Here is an 18,346-nt window from a genome sequence, read left to right as displayed (position 1 = left end):
CCAGATACGTTACTGTTTAGACTTTAAAAGTGTTGATAAATAGGCTCAATTAAAAGGCAATTGGGGTTCGGCTGATACCCGTTTTTAAACAAAACGTTAACCATTCCCCAAGAAATTTATTCAATTGAAATTTCTCGTCCTTTTGCAGAAGCTTAGTGTTGGGGTAGTCATATTTCGCTTTGACTCGCGAAAAATCCCCGCTAGCGCACACTTCTGCAACTCGAGCGTCGTGATATAGCCTGACAGACATTTTTGGCAAAGGAAACACTGGCATCGCATCACTCTGACATATATCTATTAATGTGGTGTATTTTGTGACCTCATTCACTGTCAATTGATACACCATATTAACGGCTTGGTAACAGCGAACGTCACCAACCTCATGCCCAACCGGTAACAAAGCGTTCAGTTTGGCATAGTTAGTCTCGTAAACTCGCATCAATTCAGCAAGATCAACATGATACGGTTTTTTGACCGCGATATTTGGCATGACGTTAATCTATCCACTCTGACTGTAATTCTTGGTAGTTCAATTGTAGCCACTGTAGCGCAATGATCGTGGCTCCATTTTCAAATACACCATCTTTTACCAACTGATAAGCAGCTTCGCGACTCATCACTTGTACACGAATGTCTTCACCTTCGTAGTCCAATCCGTGTACCCCTTTGGCTGTCGTTGCATCAACACAGCCAACAAAGACGTCGAGCTTTTCAGAGCAACCACCAGATGAAGGATAATACGAAGTAATAGGCAATACAGATCCGACTTCGACTCCGGCTTCTTCCATTGCTTCACGACGAGCGACGTCTTGTGGCGATTCGTCCGTATCAATGATCCCAGCAACAATTTCGTATTGCCATGGGTTCTCATGCTCTAGGGCTCCGACACGGATCTGTTCGACGATCACCACTTCATCACGCACAGGATCATAAGGTAGCAAAGCGGCAGCATGTCCACGCTCAAACATCTCACGCTCTATTGGTTGGCTCCAGCCGCCCTCAAATAGTCTATGTTTAAATGTGTACTTGACCATTTTGAAAAAACCACGAAACAGCGTCTCTTTTGAGACTATTTCCACATCTTGCGGAGTAAACTCATGTCGTTGATTGTCATACTGTTGCATTTGGTACCTCACTAAGTGATCTTTATAGTTTACTCATTGTCCGAGTTAACTACCAAGGATAAGGTTCAACTTTTTATATAAAATTTATAATTAAAGTTAAGCTTTAAAAAATAAATATTGCACAAGTGGACAGTTAACTGTAAAAAAGTGCAAAGTTTCGAGTAAATTACCACCAAACTGGGTTAAACTCTTCTAAAGAAAATTCCATAAAAGGCAGGAATAGGAAAATGAAAAAACTGCTTCCACTATTTATCAGTGCAGCAATTGGCAGCCTGAGTTCGTCAGCTTTTGCTGATACGCTAGCTGAAGTTTACGACCAAGCAAAACAGAACGATCCACAACTTCTTCGTTCAGCAGCGCAGCGCGATGCCGCTTTTGAAGCAGTAACGTCAAGTCGTAGCTCTTTGTTACCGCAAATCAACCTAACAGCAAACTACGACATTAATCGTGGTGATCGAGATACATCAGGTGTTGGTAATTCAAGCATTGATAACAACACTTGGGGAGCTGCTATCGGCTTCAGCCAAGAGCTTTACCAGCGTTCTTCATGGATCACACTAGATACGGCAGAGAAAACCGCTCGTCAATCTGATTCAGCTTACGCGGCAGAACAACAAGCCTTGATCCTTCGTGTTGCGACAGCATACTTCGAAGTGCTTCGCGCTCAAGATAACCTAGAATTTGTTCGTGCAGAGAAAGCAGCGGTTGCTCGTCAACTAGAACAAACTAAGCAACGTTTTGAAGTAGGTCTTTCAGCAATCACCGATGTACATGATGCGCAAGCTCAGTACGATGGTGTTTTGGCTGATGAAGTTCTTGCAGAGAACGACCTAACGAATAGCTACGAAGGTCTTCGTGAGATTACAGGTCAGGAACACTCTAACCTAAGCATCCTAGATACTGATCGTTTCTCAGCAAGCAAATCTTCTGAGTCTGCAGTTGCACTTGTTGAACAAGCAGAACAAAAGAACCTTAGCTTATTGGCTGCACGTATCTCTCAAGACGTAGCAAAAGACAACATCTCTCTAGCAAGCTCTGGTCACCTACCAAGCTTAACCCTAGATGGTAGCTACGCTGTTTCAGATCAATCAAACAGCACCCAAGATTACGACCAAGACAACCTAAACATTGGTTTGAACTTAGTTGTACCTCTATACACGGGTGGTAACACAACTTCATTGACTAAACAGGCTGAATACAACTACGTTGCAGCAAGTGAAGATCTAGAAGCAACTTACCGTAGCGTTGTAAAAGACGTACGTGCATTCAACAACAACATCAGCGCTTCGATCGGTGCTCTACGCGCTTACGAACAGTCTGTAGTTTCTGCTCAGTCTGCTCTAGAAGCAACAGAAGCTGGTTTTGATGTAGGTACTCGTACTATCGTTGACGTACTAGATTCGACTCGTCGTCTATATGATGCGAACAAAAACCTTTCAGATGCTCGTTACAACTACATCCTAAGTGTACTTCAGCTTCGTCAAGCGGTTGGTACGCTAAGCGAACAAGACATTGTTGATGTAAACGCAGGTCTAAAAGTAGCAAGTAAGTAATTATTAATTACTTAAGTTACCCCTACAAAAATGCCGCTCATTGAGCGGCATTTTTATTATCTATTGAAAGCTAATTCTCAACCTAGCTCAAAGTTAAGCCTTGAGACTAGAAAACGGGAAGGCTAAGAGTTAGCCTCGACCACCTTTAATCGCTTTAATGATTTCAGTCGTAGAGCAACCATCTTCAAAGTTAAGTACTTTAACTTCACCACCAGCAGCAATCACTTCCGCACCACCAGCGATATCTTCAGGTTTGTAATCACCACCTTTCACAAGAATACTTGGCAATACCTCAGAGATTAAACGTTGAGGTGTATCTTCAGAGAATGGGACAACCCAATCAACTGCACCTAAGCCAGCCAATACCGCCATACGACGATCAGTTGGGTTCACAGGGCGACCTGGACCTTTCAAGCGTTTCACTGATTCGTCAGTATTCACCGCAACGATCAAACGATCACCCAGCTCAGCCGCGTGATTCATGTAAGAAACATGACCAGCATGCAAAATATCAAAGCAGCCATTGGTCATCACCACCTTCTCGCCTTTCGCACGAGCACGCTTCACCGCTTCAACCAGTGCCGCTTCAGAGATAACACCGTAGTCTGTGTCTTGACTACCGTGAATCGCTTCCGCTAGCTCAATCGTAGATAGAGTAGATGTACCAAGCTTACCCACTACCACACCTGCAGCAGCGTTCGCCAGTGCACACGCCTCGTCCAGTGGCTTGCCAGCAGCAACAGAAGCCGCCAGTACCGAGATAACCGTATCGCCTGCACCCGTCACGTCATACACTTCTTTCGCTTGAGTCGGCAAGTGGAATGGCTCCAAACCTTTGCGAAGCAAAGTCATACCATGTTCGCTGCGCGTTACCAACAAAGCCTCGAAATCAAACTCTTCGATTAACGCGAGTCCTTTTTCGATCATTTCTTCTTCAGATTTTACTTTGCCCGCAACCAGCTCGAACTCAGCCATATTTGGCGTAAGCAAAGTCGCACCACGGTAACGTTCAAAGTCTGCGCCTTTCGGGTCAATGAATACAGGAACCTTTGCCGCACGTGCTTTTTGAATGAAGCTCTGCACATGCTCCAAGGCACCTTTTGCGTAATCAGATAGGATGACCGAACGTACATTAGGAAGCGCTTGCTCCATGCGAGACAAAACAAGCTCGGGATCCGTGTTCTCAAATTTGTCTTCAAAATCAAGGCGGATTAGCTGTTGTCCTCGGCTCATCACTCGCAGTTTAGTAATGGTTGGGTAGTCTTCCAACTCAACGAAATCACATTTAACCTTTAGTGCGCCTAAGGTATTTTTTAACACCTCAGCAGGCTCATCTTTACCGGTCAAACCAACGATATGAGCATGGCCACCAAGAGAAGCAATATTCATTGCTACGTTGGCTGCACCACCAGGACGCTCTTCGTTATTTTCTACTTTTACAACGGGTACAGGCGCTTCTGGTGAAATACGGCCAGTTGGGCCATACCAGTAACGGTCAAGCATTACGTCACCGACAACAAGAACGCCTGATTGGCTGTAGTCAGGTAGAATTGGTTTCATTATGGATCTCCAAAAATCGAATCTGGCTAGAGTCTAGCACACTGATTACAGAGGCTAAACTATAGATAAATGAGTAAAAGCCTATCAAGATAGGTACATCCGTCATTACTGTATGACTGGGTTATGCTTCCATCCACTGCTTCCATGCTTGAACAACATGTTCTCTTTCCATTTCAAACTTTTCAATCGCCACATCCGCATCAAGATTAAGTAGATTACGGTGGTGGATTTCATCTCTTAATGTTGTATAAGCATGGGTTAATGCCATGCCTTGCTGCTCGTCCATAATCCCTTGTGACAACAAGCTTTCGAAGATTCGTACATTGTCACACCAACGAGTAAGCTTTGGCTTCTCATTACTGTATCTAAGCACTAAATATTGCGCTAAGAATTCAATATCGGTAATACCACCCGCATCTTGTTTAAGCATGAATCTATCGACTTTTTTACCGCCTAAATGGCCGCGCATTTTTTCACGCATATCCACAACGGACTTTTTGAGTGTTGCTTCATCACGCGCCAAGCACAAAACCTCATGACGCGTTTTGTTAAATGCCAAAGCCAATAACTCATCGCCATAAATCATACGAGCGCGAGTCAAGGCTTGGTGCTCCCATGTCCACGCGTCATTGTGCTGATACTCGTCAAAGGCATCGGTTGGACTCACTAACAGGCCAGATGCACCTGAGGGGCGTAGACGAGTATCGACTTCGTACAGAATGCCAGAAGCGGTTCTGGTCGAGAAAATATGAATAATACGTTGCGCCAATCTTAAGTAAAATTGACGTCCATCGATCTCTTTCTTACCATCAGTATAGATGTGTACCGGGCAGTCGTGCATGAACACGATATCGAGATCGGAGTTATAGCCAAGCTCCCAACCGCCGACTTTGCCATAACCAACGACAGCAAAACCGCGACCTTCGCGATCTTTGACATGGGTCGGTTCACCAAACTTGGCCGATACTTGTAACCAAGCCTGATTGACCCCAGCTTCAACTATCGCTTCGGCTAAGTAGGTTAAATGATCACTGACCTTCATGACAGGTAGAGCACCCGCTATATCCGCGGCTGCAATTCTCAAAATACAGGTCTGCTTAAACTGACGCAGGCCTTCCATCTGTTGCTCCATATCATCTTCAGGGATACGGGCTAGGTAATCACGCAGCTCGGTCTTGTAAGACTCAAGTGGCACCGGATTGTAGAGTTGTTGAGGGTCGATAAGCTCATCTAACAGAATTGGGTAACGACCTAGCTGCTCTGAGATCATCGGGCTTGCTGTACATAAGCGAACTAACTGAGTCAACGCAGCAGGATGTTCATCGAGCAACTCAAGGTAAGTGGTACGCGTAACGATTTTATGCAGCAGATGCAGTACTCGCGACAAACCAAACTCGGCATCCTTAGCGGTGTACAGCGCTTGAAACACTTTCGGCATCAGTCGATTGAGGACTTCCCGCCCACGAGGGCCAAGAGTCTTTTTAGCCAAATCGACTTTAAACTGAATGATCGTTTTCGCCGCATCAGGCGGGCTCGCGACCGCAATGTCGTGTTCCAACACGTGCTCAATTACATCGGGTTTATGGGCCATATCCCACAACTCGCTAAAGTGGCTCGCGATCGGATTAGCGTCATCTTCATCAACGCCAATTAGGTCTTCGAACACGGTATGTACATTCGCCATATGGGCGCGAGTTGCCACAATCAAGCTATCCCAATCGGAAAATTGCATGGCAACCGCAAGCTGCAGTTGTTCGAATTCACCGTCAGGTAAGGTTTGAGTTTGCTTATCAGCCATGGCTTGTAACAGGTTCTCAAGGCGACGCAAAAACAGATAAGCTTCACGTAGGTGCCCCACCTCTTCAGACTCTAGCAGATGAAGGGATTCAATCGCACTTAAGGTTTCGAGTAACCCTCGACCGCGTAAGCTAGGCTCGCGTCCACCACGAATCAATTGGAAGACTTGTGCGATAAACTCAACTTCACGAATACCACCAGAGCCAAGCTTGATGTTGTTCGAGAGACCACGACGACGCACTTCGCTGCTGATCATAGACTTCATTCGGCGCAGAGATTGAATCGCACTAAAATCAATATAACGGCGGAACACAAACGGGCGTAGCATTTGGCGAAGCTCTTGATACTCAGGGTACATCTCACTGCCCATCACACGCGCTTTGACCATAGCGTAGCGTTCCCAATCGCGACCTTGTTCTTGATAGTAATCTTCTAGCGCAGCGTAACTCATGACCAGTGGACCACTCTCACCGAATGGACGCAGGCGCATGTCTACTCGATAACAGAATCCATCGAAGGTTTGCTGATCAAGCGCCTTAATAATACGTTGCCCGAGACGTGTAAAGAACTGCGCATTGGCAATGCTGCGTCTTGCACCTTGGGTTTCACCATTCTCTGGGTAGGTGAAGATCAGATCGATATCGGAAGAGAAGTTAAGCTCACCGCCCCCTAGCTTGCCCATACCAATGATCAACATCGGCTGTGCTTCGCCTTGTTCATTACAAGGTGTGCCCCACTCTTTACAACAAATATCGTACTGCCATTGGTAGGTTTCGAAGATCATCGCCTCAGCCAACATCGATAGATGATTTAGGCTCTGCTCTAGCTCCCACGAACCCATGAAATCACGCCAAGCAATGTAGGTCATTTCTCGATTGCGGAATTGACGCAGCACGCGCTGACCGCTCATTTCATCGGTGCAACCAGAAAGTAATTCAGCCAAGCGTTCTCGGTATCCTTCAGCACGTTCTTCGTATGCCAACATATCAGGTAAGTCACCGCATAAAACCGTATCACGCTGTAGGCAATCTCCAACAAAACAGCTTAAACCGAGTACACGTTTAAGATCTTCAGTCAGTGGCTCAGACCAAGTATTGATGGCTTCACTTTGATGCTCTAATAATTGCTCAAAAGCAGACTGGGAGTGAGTGATGAGTTGAGAAGGCAATGGCATGTTTCTTCCTTGTATAAGCTGCGCGCCGAACAATCGGTTTATCGATTCAGTTCTTCAATAACGAGTTTTCATAACTAAAGGTAAGTTATACCAAAGTTACGCCAATAAAAAACGCCCACATTAGCAATGTGGGCGTTTTATCGATTAACTTATCTGGTAGACCTTACAACCGAGAAACCGTCTCTGGAAATAAGCCTTTACCGATGAAGATTCGGTGCTGAGGACTAAACCTTAAATTGCTTAATCTTACCGTCGAGTTCTTGTGCGTTGCTTTCCATAAGCTGAGAGGTCTCTAGCAGTTCACCAACCACCACTACTGAAGCTTCAACAAGCTCGCGTACATTAGTCAGGTTGACGCTCATCTCTTCAGCAACACTGCTCTGTTGACCTGCAGCGGTCGCGATCTGGAAGTTCATATCATTGATTTGATTGACTTGGCTTACGATGCCGTCAAGCTCACTTCCCGCGTTAGTCACCAGATCAACACCTTCAGCCGCTTCTACAACACTTTTCTCCATCAGCTCTACCGCAGAGTTAGCGCTGCTTTGTAGATGACTGATCATGTCTTGAATCTCTACCGTTGCTTGCTGGGTGCGCTGTGCAAGGTTGCGAACCTCGTCGGCAACAACCGCAAAACCACGACCCGCTTCACCGGCACGTGCCGCTTCAATCGCAGCGTTCAATGCTAATAGGTTTGTCTGTTCTGAAATGCCTTGGATAGTACCAACCACACTGCCAATTGAGTCAACGCGTTCTTCTACTTGGTTTACCGCTGCTGCAGATGCTGCGATATCTGAAGATAGCTCACTCATCTTAGACACTGATCCTTGAACGAACTTCTGACCAGTAAGAGCTTGGCCTGATGCCTGTTCAGTCAATGACGAAGCGCTTTGTGCATGCTCAGCGACAGTTTGCACCGTCGACGTCATCTCACTCATTGCTGTTGCCAGTTGATCGATCTCGTTGAACTCTTCTTGAGCTGACTCTTTGGTTTCAGACATGCTGATGGTCATCACTTCCGTCAGAGCAAACAGCTCATCAGAAGAGGCCACCTGAGTTTTGATCATATCGTTCAGTTGAACGCGAGTTTTTTCGAGTTCACGTGCCACATCGCCGTATTCATCTTTACAGTCCATTTGAATCGGCACTGATAAGTTCTTGTCGGCCATGGTTTTAATGGCGTCATTAAGGTATTGAGTCTGACGCAGCATAACGCGCGCCGCTGCTAATAGAAGAACCACAAACACAATGATCATCAAGGCTGTTTGCCAAGCCACTTGAACTAGGTAAGTCTCGTAATGCTGTTGTGCGACTTGCGCATTGTTCGTTACAGCAAGCAATGAATCGTAAAACGTACTTGCGTCCCATAGCTGCTTCGAAATGATCAAGATAGTGCTGAATATCATCAACATGACCATTTTTGGAACGAGACGAACGTCAGAGATTACCCTTTCCCACGGCTTGAATGACAGTTTAGTCATTGTCAGTTCTCCATTAATTCTTATATATTGATGGCTTCTATATCCGCGAGGTGGCTATGTCAGTCAAAGTTCGCGATTTATTTTGAGCCTCGTATGAATGTTGAATAATACCAAAGACGCCACCAAGCCGATGAGCTTATTGTCACTGATTCTCTCTTTCTTAGCGTTATTTGTGATCTCAGGCTTATTGTTCGTACCGATCGATAAAGAATCGAAACAAGTCCTTATCGGCCTCGATTTTATAATCTGTAGTGTTTTTCTTTTTCAGCTCACAATTGATCTATTTAGATCACAAAACAAAAAAGAATTTCTAAAAGTACACTGGATCGATTTCTTAGCAAGTATCCCAATGATCGAGCCTCTTCGTTTCGCCCGTATTTTTCAAATTCTGCGAGTCATCTTAGTTCTGCGTTCAAGTAAACGTATTTTCAGAGAGTTATTTCGTAATAGGAAAGAGACCACTTTCGCTTCCATCATTCTGCTTTTGGTTATCTTACTGACTATCGGTGCTGGCACGATCCTGCTATTGGAACACAAAGATCCGAACGCCAACATCACTACAGGTCATGATGCTTTATGGTGGGCGTTTGTGACCATCAGTACTGTGGGTTATGGCGACCATTACCCAGTGACAACTTCCGGTCAGTTAGTGGCTTCAATGGTGATCATCTGTGGTGTCGGTGTGTTTGGTATGATTTCAGGCTTGATTACTTCTTTGATCACCTCCCCAACTCATCATGAGAATCAACGAGCGGAAAACAAAGAGAAACACCTTGAGAAGATCATCGAGCAGCAACAGAAAATCTTAGAGCGACTCGAAAAACTTGAGCAACAAACAAAAAAATAGGGCCGGAGCCCTATTTTCAAATTCATACTTCTATTGATACAGGTATCGAGTTTAGTCTTGCCAGTATGGCTCAACCTCAACACTGATTTGGCGTGTCTGTTCCATCGCATGCAGAATGGACACTTCTTGACGAGCTAACCAACGCTCTAGCTGAAGCTTCTCATCGCCTTCCAGCTTCTCAGTCAAAGGCTCTAATGTTTTAAGTGCCAGCAAGTCATCAATGCCTTGCACCATATCGGCCCATGGCAAGCGGAAGCTGTTTCGTTCATCGTCATCATACAAACTCGCGAAACCAACGCCAGAATACAGATTACGCATCAAACGGTATTGCTGATCAATATACGCTTGGCTAGTCATCACTCGCTCTGGCGGGAAAGCTTCCATCAAATCGGCCCATGTGCGATCGAGTTGCTGCACGGAAAACCATTCGATACCACGAGCCATTTGCTCACGTGCTTTTTCATCTAAGAAAGGTTGCCAGCCACGAGACAAGATCCAACGGCTCAGATCTAATAATAACCCAGTGTATCGAGCAGAACTCAGCAAGGTAAGCAGATCTTCACGATCTGGCAGTTGCTCTTGCATCTCTTTAAGCTCAGCGACTAAGAACTTACGCGCATCGAGTTTACGTAGTACATGGCCTTTATCTTCCAGCAAGTCTTCGAAGTGATCATAGCTTTTCAGCCAGTCGAGCTCTTGCTCAAGCCACTTCAACTCTTGACGTAAAATCGCACTTGCTCGTCTAGGGACAATGCCGCCATAGATAGTGAAAGTTTGGCGAATAAAACTCAGCGAGTGACTGATCTCATGCAAAGCTTCAATCGATTGACGCTCTGTGAAAATCTGCTCGTGATAATGCCAATGAGCGAGAGCATGCTCTAAAGATTGAATAAAACACGATTCAACGGTATCACTTTTGTCAGTATCAACTAAGGTCAAAGGAGTAACTTCATCTCCTTGATAACCTTGAGCAAGACGGTAACCCTTAGCTGCTTTACTTAGGTTACCCAAACGCATGCCACCTTGTTCGCAGAATTGGCGAGACAATGTAAATAGCGCATCCGTTTGACCGGATTTAAGTTCCAATTCGACTTCGCAAATCGGTTCTTGCAGGTCGCCTGATTCAACAAAGCCTTGATCGAATGCGACCTCGACTTGGCTACCATCAGGCATACCAATCAACCACTGCTCACGCGTGAAGTTGGTAGAGAACAGAGGAGTCAGCTCAGCTTGCAACGTTTCGATGTCTTTACCTGTTGGCCAGATATCCTCTGGGTGCAGGGCTAGCTTAGGTTCGTTGCTGTCGTGTTCTGCATTGTATTCAGGCCTTTGATGCAGGCCAGCAACCACACGACCAGCAGTCTTTACGGTTTGTACAAATACGTCATCAAAGCGTCGAATGCGTAAGCCTGTATCGTGCTTACGTAGCCAGTTGTCAGCGGTGTCAAAGTAGATGTTACCTAGCTCACGACAACTGTGCTGAAGTACTTTAGTTTCAGCAATTTTATTGCGTAAAGTCTCTGAAAATTCAGGAGAAACAAAAAACTTCAGTTCTATCTCGGTTTCCATAGTTATACCTTTCTGTGAAGATAGGGACAGGATATTGCCAATTTGAAAAGTCGGCAAGTCAGAAATATCGCCCTTATGATGATCTAAAACAGTTTTAATGAGAGATTGATTAGGTTAACATGCGCGACTTTGTAGCCATCGCTTAACATTTCACCATGAATATGGTGTATGTTGTTTTAAGGTTATTATTTATTAGGTTGGATGACCATGCCAGTAAATACAATTATGGGGTTATTTGCAAAGTCCCCAATTAAACCTTTGCAGCGTCACGTAGTATGCGTGAACGAATGTTGTTCTCACCTAGTTAATTTCTTTGAAGTTTCTTCAAAAGGTGACTGGGAAAAAGCATCAGAAATTCGAGCTCAAATTTCTCACCTTGAGAAAGAAGCTGACGTACTAAAACGTGAAATTCGCCTTAAACTTCCTCGTGGTTTGTTTATGCCAGTTGATCGCACCGATATGTTGGAGCTATTAACGCAACAAGACAAACTCGCAAACCTAGCGAAAGACATTGCTGGCCGTGTATATGGTCGTCAACTTGTCATTCCTGCTCCTATGCAAGAAAACTTCATCGCTTACGTTAAACGTTGTCTAGATGCAGCGAACCAAGCACAAAACGTAATCAATGAATTAGACGAATTACTTGAGACTGGCTTTAAAGGCCGTGAAGTAACACTCGTTGCCGAAATGATTCATCAATTAGATGTAATTGAAGATGACACGGATGCGATGCAGATCGAACTACGCCAACAACTAATGGCAATTGAAGGCGATCTGAATCCAGTTGATATCATGTTCTTATACAAAATTCTTGAATGGGTTGGTGGTATTGCAGATCAAGCACAGCGTGTAGGCGCTCGTCTTGAAGTAATGCTTTCTCGATCTTAAATCATACGTTAACCATATAACAAAGAGCATTTTTTGAACAAACCACTTATGCGCTGAGTATTCCTCTCGCTGAGCGGTTTTTTGCGTCTAAATTTGTTCCGCTTGTTATCAAACAACTAGGTATTACGATGGATATCCTTGCTAACTACGGCACTGTCCTGATTATTGTTGCAGCAGCTTTCGGTTTCTTGATGGCTATTGGTATTGGTGCAAATGACGTTGCGAACGCAATGGGCACCTCAGTAGGCTCTAAAGCTTTAACCGTTAAACAAGCGATCATTATCGCAATGATCTTTGAATTCGCAGGTGCTTACCTTGCGGGCGGCGAAGTAACAGACACGATCCGTAAAGGTGTTATCGAAACGTCTCTATTCGCTCATCAACCAGATGTACTTGTGTACGGCATGATGTCAGCACTTCTTGCTGCTGGTACATGGCTACTTCTCGCTTCTTACATGGGCTGGCCGGTTTCTACGACTCACTCAATCATCGGTGCAATCATCGGTTTTGCGTGTATTTCTGTAGGGACTGAAGCTGTAGACTGGAACAGTGTTCAAGGTATTGTGGGTAGTTGGATTATCACACCCGTTATTTCCGGCTTCTTCGCTTACGTCATATTTGTAAGTGCTCAACGACTGATTTTTGATACAGAGAACCCGCTATTTAACGCGAAACGCTTTGTACCGGTATACATGTTCATTACAACAATGGTAATTGCACTTGTAACCATCAAGAAAGGCCTTAAGCACGTTGGTCTTCACCTAAGCAACACTGAAGCATGGGTTTGGGCTGCTGGCGTTTCTGCGCTTGTAATGATCGGCGGTTACCTATACATCCAGAAGAAATTCGCTAACCGCGAAGAAGACCACGGCTTTGCAGGTGTTGAAGGCATCTTCTCTGTACTCATGGTTATCACAGCTTGTGCGATGGCATTTGCACACGGTTCAAACGACGTTGCGAACGCGATTGGTCCACTGTCTGCTGTTGTATCAACCGTTGAGCACATGGGTGAAATCACAGGTAAGAGTACTATCGCATGGTGGATTCTTCCTCTAGGTGGATTCGGTATCGTTGTTGGTCTTGCAACAATGGGTCATAAAGTAATGGCAACCGTTGGTACTGGTATTACAGAACTAACACCAAGCCGTGGCTTTGCTGCACAACTTGCAACTGCATGTACGGTTGTACTAGCTTCAGGTACTGGCCTTCCAATCTCTACTACACAAACACTCGTTGGTGCTGTTTTAGGTGTTGGTTTTGCTCGTGGTATCGCAGCACTAAACTTAGGCGTTGTACGTAATATCGTGGCTTCTTGGATTGTGACACTACCTGCAGGTGCTCTACTTGCTGTTGTGTTCTTCTACGGAATTCAAGCTGCGTTTACTATGTAATCGCGACTGCGTTAGTGAATACTAGCGTCAGAACAGTGTGAGCTTCAGTAACGATATGTAAATGCCATGTCATTATTGACTCAAACGCACAGAAAGGGAGGCTTTGCCTCCCTTCTTTGTTGCACCGCATAAAGAAACTAAATATTATTTGCTGATTGAGGCTGACTCATACGCCTACCCAATTTGAATCGTTAAGGGATTTACTGTGAAAAAACTGATTAGCTTAGTTTTGTTCGCAATGCTTGCGGCTCCAGCTGCCTTTGCACAAGACCGTTATATTGCTGACAAACTATTTACTTATATGCATTCTGGCCCAAACAACACATTCCGTATCATCGGTAGTGTTGATGCTGGTGAAAAGATTACATTCCTACAAACTAACAAGAGTACGGGTTACACCCAAATTCAAGACAACCGTGGCCGTAAAGGTTGGGTTGAAAGCAAGTTTGTAAGCACTCAAGAAAGCATGGCACTGCGTATGCCTAAGCTAGAGAAAGAGCTGACGGAAGTTAAAGGCAAGCTAGCGAATGCTCGTCAGAGTGCTGACAGCGAAAAAGCTGGCCTAGCAAGCTCTCTAGATTCTCGTAACAAGCAGATTGCTGAACTAGAACAGAACTACAGTGAAATTAGCCAACAGCTAACGAGTTCTCAAACAGAGAACCGTGAACTGCGCGCTAAGCTAGACACTCAAAAAGACGACCTACTATTGAAGTACTTCATGTACGGTGGTGGTGTTGCGGGTATTGGTCTACTTCTAGGCCTTGTTCTGCCACACATCATGCCTCGTCGCAGAAAATCACCAAACGGTTGGGCGTAGACTTAACGCTTGTATCAGGTACAGTAAATTCAGTATCGAATATCAAAAAGGAGCACCGAGGTGCTCCTTTTTATTTGTCTGTTATCTAAATACGTATAGAAATCGCTAACCTTTCCACTCGTACAGAGCCGGGATTTCTATCTTCTGTTGATTGAACTCTATGATCACTGATTGTGGCTTAATCTCCAGCAATTGAATGTCTTGTCCAATCCAATCTCCTTGCGCCACTTCTTGACCGTTCACTTTTACCCAACGCTTGGTTTCGCTGCTCGAGTACATATGGGTTTGTAGGTCTAACTTAGGAAGGACGCCTGATAAGCTATTGGTGTGCGTTTCCAACTCAATGACCTGAGAACCCCTTTGCCCTGAGGGTCTAGAATCCATCGGCTCAGGAGCGCTTTGTTGCTCCCCCATAATGGATTCAAGCTTCAATGCCAAATCAGGTGGCAACTCACTGAGGTCTAGCCCTTGCAGCAGATCACTGTCCGATTGTAAGTCACTATTTGATTGCTGATCAGTGCTTGATTGCAGAGCAGTCGTTTCATCACTCGCGCCTGGCTGAACGGATGACGATTCAGAACTGGCTGTCATTTGAGTGTTGTTATCAGCATTAGCGAAGATCACTGCTGAGCCACCAGCGGTGTTTGCACGATTAGCGCCAGAATCAATCTGTGCATACATCTCTTGGCGTGGCAATGCTTTCAACGGTTGGCTCGCCGGTGCAGGGCGAACGGTGAACAAGGCATCTTCTTCCTCAGACACGGCATCCATGCTTGCTATATCAGCATCCGCAATTTCAGGCTCAATGTCTGATTCAGTTTTAAATTCTGGCAGAGCGACATTGGCAGCTTGGTTCACGGCTTCTTGTTGTTGGATATACGATTGATAAGCCAAGACGCCACCCACCAACAAAGAAGGAACCAAGATTAAGAGTAGCCCCATAGCTAACGATGAACCTCGCTTGTTGCTCATCCCTTTTGCAGAATTAGGAACATGATGATTCTGGTAGCCTTTGAAGCTTGGTTTGCTAAGAGAGTGCTGATTAATAGAAGATGGCTTGTGAGACGGCTGTTTAAGTTCGTGCATAATACGTGACATTAGCTTTCGCCCCCTTCTAGTGACATCAGCTTAGGCGAATCGAGTTGAGCTAATCTCTGCAATCTTGCTAAGGTGCGCTTACCTGCAATGCCATCAACAGACATACCTTGCCACGTTTGAAATGCTTCGATTTTCATTTTTAACTCATAATCAAATACATCATTACCGGAAACAACCTCTCCTAATACTTCAGAAAGCAGTAGATCAAGCAAAGCAACCGCTTCACCTTGATAGCCCTCTTTAAGGGTCTCTCGCAGCGGCTGCTTCCAAATAGCGACGTAATCGCCTTGCCAGATTTGCTCTAAGGATTGCTTCGGCATCACCAACAGCTTTTCATTAACCAGCAACTCGACAGAATCCTTAGACACGCCATACAGCACAGCAAACACTGGTTTTTGGTCTATGTCGAGATTAAGTACCACAGGAACACCAAGTTCTAACAAGGTATCCAAACTGGCCTGCTGCTGCTCACACACAAAAACACTTTGTGGCTCACTTAAGCACAATCCATCACGCAGTGAAGATTGATATCCCCACATCGTATACAAGTCTTTGATAGCGAGAGAACGATTGGTCCCCTGCATCAAATGTTGTTGAATGTGTTGTGGCAATTCAAACTTGGCAGGTTTTGGCTCAGCAACCAACTTAGGAACATCTGATACCAAAGAACGCTGAGTACGTGCTAACACTTCCGTCTTTGCTTCATTTGATGCATCCGTAGGCAACCAAGCATTGATATAGCTTGGAGCGAAGTTAAAGGTCGCTATTGCAAGACCAACGCTTAACGTCGCAATCCCTGCGTATTGGAATAACTTAGGCGCGACACGAGAAGTTAGAGCTTTCTCGACGTGATACACATCGGCCTGAAAGGACATAACCTGCTGACACGCTCGGTTAACCGTTTCATTGCTCGGTAGCTGCTCACCGTCATGAAAAGCCAACTGCAGTGCTTTATCACACACCAAGTTAATGAGCCTTGGAATACCATGCGTATATTGAGCAATCAGCTTGATAGAACGGTTCGAAAACAACATCTGCTCGCCACCCGCCGTCTCCAAACGAAACGCGATGTACTTGCCCGTTTCTTCGGTATTAAGAGGCAGTAAGTGATAACGACCAGTAATGCGCTGTGCTAGCTGACGTAGCTGCGTGGTTTGTAAGTGCTGTTGTAATTCCGGCTGGCCGACCAACAGTACTTTTAACAGCTTACGATTGTCGGTTTCCAAGTTTGTTAGAAGGCGTAACTGCTCCAACACATCGGCAGCGAGGTGTTGGGCTTCATCGATCACCAATAGGGTTTGAATGCCTTCGGCATGGCTATCAAGTAGAAAATAATGAATAGCCTGACTGAGCTGTTTCAACGATGCTTGTTCTGGGTACTCGACCTCAAACTCATCGCAGATAGCTTCTAGTAAATCCGTATTTGAAAACGTAGGGTTAAGTATAAGGCCAGCCTGAGTATGACTATCCAATGAAGACAACATCGCCTTAGCGACCGTTGTTTTCCCTGTACCAACCTCACCAGTAAGCATCGCAAAGCCCCCACCCTCGCCTAAACCGGCTTGTAGGTTCTGCATCGCTTCTTGATGGCGCTGACTCAAAAACAAGTAGCGAGAATTTGGTACAATCGAAAATGGCATCTCAACGAAGCCAAAATATTCCTTATACATGTGCTGCCCTATAATTACGATTAATGGAAAGTACCATTGCTTGCAGTAAAGTCCAGCAGTGATAAAACATTTCGAGGTGATAAGTTGCAAATTTACGATAGCCTACCAAAAGACAACGGGCTACAACGCTATCTAGTCGGTGGAGCAGTGCGCGATAAGCTGCTCAATATTGATAGTTATGATAGAGATTGGGTCGTGGTAGGGAGTACCCCTCAAGAGATGGAAAACCTTGGCTTTACTGCTGTGGGAAAAGATTTCCCGGTATTCTTGCACCCAAAAACCAAAGAAGAGCACGCACTGGCTCGCACTGAGAGAAAATCAGGCTCTGGTTACACAGGCTTCGAATGTTACTTCGCGCCAGACGTGAGTTTGGAAGAAGACCTGATGCGTCGAGATCTGACCATCAACGCTATAGCTCAAGATGATAAAGGCCAACTTCACGATCCTTATCATGGCCAGAAAGATCTCTCGGATCGTATCTTAAGACACGTTTCAGACGCTTTTGTTGAAGACCCTCTTCGTGTACTGCGTGTGGCTCGCTTCGCCGCCAAGCTTCACCATCTTAACTTCACGGTTGCACCTGAAACCATGGATATGATGAGTGAGATCGTCCAATCTGGTGAGCTGGCACACCTTACTGCAGAGCGAGTTTGGCAAGAGTGGCATAAGTCTCTTAGTACACCGCACCCTGAAGTGTTCCTCTCTGTATTGAAAGAGTGTGGTGCATTGGCAGTCGTATTACCTGAGATTGACGCTCTATTTGGCGTCCCTCAACCTGAAAAATGGCACCCTGAAATCGACACGGGTATTCACACTCTGATGGTTGCTCAGCAAGCCGCACTATTAAGCCCATCGCTACCGGTACGCTTTGCAGCTCAAGTGCATGACTTAGGTAAAGGCGTCACACCACAAGCTGAATGGCCAAGCCATAAAATGCACTGCCACACAGGTGTTAAGATAATCAAGAAACTGTGTGAGCGAGTGAGAGTGCCCAATGAGTTCAGAGACCTTGCGTTGTTAGTGTGCGAGCAACATTCTAATATCCACCGCGCAGGCGAGCTCAAACCAACCACCTTTCTCAAGGTTCTCAACAAGTTCGATGTTTGGCGTAAGCCAGATAGGCTCGACGATATACTACTTTGCTGCCAGGCCGACCACGCAGGCCGAAAAGGATTAGAAGATCAGCCTTATCCTCAAAAAGCGCGCTTTGAAGTCGCCTACCAAGCGGCGCTTCAAGTCGAAGTAAAAGCGATCATTACCGATGGTTTTAAAGGCAAAGATATTCGAGAAGAACAAGAGAAACGCAGAGCCATCGCAATTGAAAACGCCCTATCAGAACTCGCTAGCAGTTAATCGTCGCCGCTCTACCTAGAACGT

14 protein-coding genes are annotated in these 18,346 nt (G+C 45.4%); 6 read left to right on the top strand and 8 right to left on the bottom strand.

Features of this window, described 5'->3' with window-relative positions; all coding sequences use genetic code 11:
* Positions 1–49: 49 nt before the first annotated feature.
* Entirely contained in the window at positions 50–490 is a 441-nt protein-coding gene (locus AB6D58_RS03865; RefSeq protein WP_008222561.1) for a DUF1249 family protein, read from the bottom strand.
* Between the two features lie 4 nt (positions 491–494).
* Entirely contained in the window at positions 495–1,124 is a 630-nt protein-coding gene (nudF, locus tag AB6D58_RS03860; protein WP_017061425.1) for an ADP-ribose diphosphatase, read from the bottom strand.
* Between the two features lie 227 nt (positions 1,125–1,351).
* On the opposite strand from nudF, the gene tolC reads away from it, so the two are divergent.
* Positions 1,352–2,677 (top strand): outer membrane channel protein TolC, encoded by a 1,326-nt coding sequence (gene tolC, locus AB6D58_RS03855; RefSeq protein WP_017061424.1) that lies wholly within the window; start codon positions 1,352–1,354, stop codon positions 2,675–2,677.
* Positions 2,678–2,806: 129 nt separating this feature from the next.
* On the opposite strand, the gene hldE is transcribed toward tolC, so the two are convergent.
* The 3 genes from hldE to AB6D58_RS03840 all read right to left on the bottom strand — a co-directional run bounded on the left by hldE (position 2,807) and on the right by AB6D58_RS03840 (position 8,689).
* Entirely contained in the window at positions 2,807–4,237 is a 1,431-nt protein-coding gene (hldE, locus tag AB6D58_RS03850; protein ID WP_050649505.1) for a bifunctional D-glycero-beta-D-manno-heptose-7-phosphate kinase/D-glycero-beta-D-manno-heptose 1-phosphate adenylyltransferase HldE, read from the bottom strand.
* Between the two features lie 121 nt (positions 4,238–4,358).
* On the bottom strand, positions 4,359–7,208 hold the full coding sequence (gene glnE / locus AB6D58_RS03845; RefSeq protein ID WP_372098073.1) for a bifunctional [glutamate--ammonia ligase]-adenylyl-L-tyrosine phosphorylase/[glutamate--ammonia-ligase] adenylyltransferase: 2,850 nt from the start codon (positions 7,206–7,208) through the stop codon (positions 4,359–4,361).
* A 224-nt stretch (positions 7,209–7,432) separates the two neighbouring features.
* Complete coding sequence (locus tag AB6D58_RS03840) at positions 7,433–8,689, bottom strand: methyl-accepting chemotaxis protein (RefSeq protein WP_017061421.1); 1,257 nt, start codon at positions 8,687–8,689, stop codon at positions 7,433–7,435.
* A gap of 97 nt (positions 8,690–8,786) precedes the next feature.
* Here AB6D58_RS03840 and AB6D58_RS03835 point away from each other — a divergent pair, with 97 nt between their 5' ends.
* A complete protein-coding gene (locus tag AB6D58_RS03835; protein WP_102321461.1) occupies positions 8,787–9,536 on the top strand; it encodes a potassium channel family protein in 750 nt (249 codons plus the stop codon).
* Between the two features lie 51 nt (positions 9,537–9,587).
* On the opposite strand, the gene AB6D58_RS03830 is transcribed toward AB6D58_RS03835, so the two are convergent.
* Positions 9,588–11,105: an inorganic triphosphatase gene (locus AB6D58_RS03830; RefSeq protein ID WP_102321462.1), complete on the bottom strand. Its 1,518-nt coding sequence runs from the start codon at positions 11,103–11,105 to the stop codon at positions 9,588–9,590.
* A gap of 207 nt (positions 11,106–11,312) precedes the next feature.
* Here AB6D58_RS03830 and AB6D58_RS03825 point away from each other — a divergent pair, with 207 nt between their 5' ends.
* The 3 genes from AB6D58_RS03825 (at position 11,313) to AB6D58_RS03815 (ending at position 14,201) form a co-directional block, all read left to right on the top strand.
* The gene (locus tag AB6D58_RS03825) at positions 11,313–11,993 is read left to right on the top strand and encodes a TIGR00153 family protein (protein WP_010434644.1); all 681 of its coding nucleotides are present in this window, start codon (positions 11,313–11,315) and stop codon (positions 11,991–11,993) included.
* 128 nt (positions 11,994–12,121) lie between these two features.
* A complete protein-coding gene (locus tag AB6D58_RS03820) occupies positions 12,122–13,384 on the top strand; it encodes an inorganic phosphate transporter (RefSeq protein ID WP_017061418.1) in 1,263 nt (420 codons plus the stop codon).
* Positions 13,385–13,589: 205 nt separating this feature from the next.
* Positions 13,590–14,201, top strand: coding sequence for a TIGR04211 family SH3 domain-containing protein (locus tag AB6D58_RS03815; protein ID WP_017062917.1), 612 nt, complete (start codon positions 13,590–13,592; stop codon positions 14,199–14,201).
* A 105-nt stretch (positions 14,202–14,306) separates the two neighbouring features.
* Here AB6D58_RS03815 and AB6D58_RS03810 read toward each other — a convergent pair whose 3' ends face one another.
* Both AB6D58_RS03810 and AB6D58_RS03805 read right to left on the bottom strand, forming a co-directional pair.
* On the bottom strand, positions 14,307–15,299 hold the full coding sequence (locus tag AB6D58_RS03810; RefSeq protein WP_017061416.1) for a general secretion pathway protein GspB: 993 nt from the start codon (positions 15,297–15,299) through the stop codon (positions 14,307–14,309).
* A complete protein-coding gene (locus tag AB6D58_RS03805; protein WP_372098074.1) occupies positions 15,299–16,969 on the bottom strand; it encodes an AAA family ATPase in 1,671 nt (556 codons plus the stop codon). The genes AB6D58_RS03810 and AB6D58_RS03805 overlap by 1 nt, the downstream gene beginning before the upstream one ends.
* 36 nt (positions 16,970–17,005) lie before the next feature.
* On the opposite strand from AB6D58_RS03805, the gene AB6D58_RS03800 reads away from it, so the two are divergent.
* Positions 17,006–18,322 (top strand): multifunctional CCA addition/repair protein, encoded by a 1,317-nt coding sequence (locus AB6D58_RS03800; RefSeq protein ID WP_017062920.1) that lies wholly within the window; start codon positions 17,006–17,008, stop codon positions 18,320–18,322.
* Positions 18,323–18,346: the final 24 nt, after the last annotated feature.

It is taken from the genome of Vibrio sp. 10N.239.312.D08, assembly GCF_041466145.1.
Lineage (GTDB): Bacteria > Pseudomonadota > Gammaproteobacteria > Enterobacterales > Vibrionaceae > Vibrio > Vibrio crassostreae_C.
This window is presented reverse-complemented; position numbering and strand designations above follow the sequence as displayed.

Excerpts from the sequence above, each read along its gene's own strand:
- AB6D58_RS03865 (WP_008222561.1), bottom strand. The coding sequence starts at position 490 with ATGCCAAATATCGCGGTCAAAAAACCGTATCATGTTGATCTTGCTGAA.
- nudF (WP_017061425.1), bottom strand. The coding sequence starts at position 1,124 with ATGCAACAGTATGACAATCAACGACATGAGTTTACTCCGCAAGATGTG.
- tolC (WP_017061424.1), top strand. The coding sequence starts at position 1,352 with ATGAAAAAACTGCTTCCACTATTTATCAGTGCAGCAATTGGCAGCCTG.
- hldE (WP_050649505.1), bottom strand. The coding sequence starts at position 4,237 with ATGAAACCAATTCTACCTGACTACAGCCAATCAGGCGTTCTTGTTGTC.
- glnE (WP_372098073.1), bottom strand. The coding sequence starts at position 7,208 with ATGCCATTGCCTTCTCAACTCATCACTCACTCCCAGTCTGCTTTTGAG.
- AB6D58_RS03840 (WP_017061421.1), bottom strand. The coding sequence starts at position 8,689 with ATGACTAAACTGTCATTCAAGCCGTGGGAAAGGGTAATCTCTGACGTT.
- AB6D58_RS03835 (WP_102321461.1), top strand. The coding sequence starts at position 8,787 with ATGTTGAATAATACCAAAGACGCCACCAAGCCGATGAGCTTATTGTCA.
- AB6D58_RS03830 (WP_102321462.1), bottom strand. The coding sequence starts at position 11,105 with ATGGAAACCGAGATAGAACTGAAGTTTTTTGTTTCTCCTGAATTTTCA.
- AB6D58_RS03825 (WP_010434644.1), top strand. The coding sequence starts at position 11,313 with ATGCCAGTAAATACAATTATGGGGTTATTTGCAAAGTCCCCAATTAAA.
- AB6D58_RS03820 (WP_017061418.1), top strand. The coding sequence starts at position 12,122 with ATGGATATCCTTGCTAACTACGGCACTGTCCTGATTATTGTTGCAGCA.
- AB6D58_RS03810 (WP_017061416.1), bottom strand. The coding sequence starts at position 15,299 with ATGTCACGTATTATGCACGAACTTAAACAGCCGTCTCACAAGCCATCT.
- AB6D58_RS03805 (WP_372098074.1), bottom strand. The coding sequence starts at position 16,969 with ATGTATAAGGAATATTTTGGCTTCGTTGAGATGCCATTTTCGATTGTA.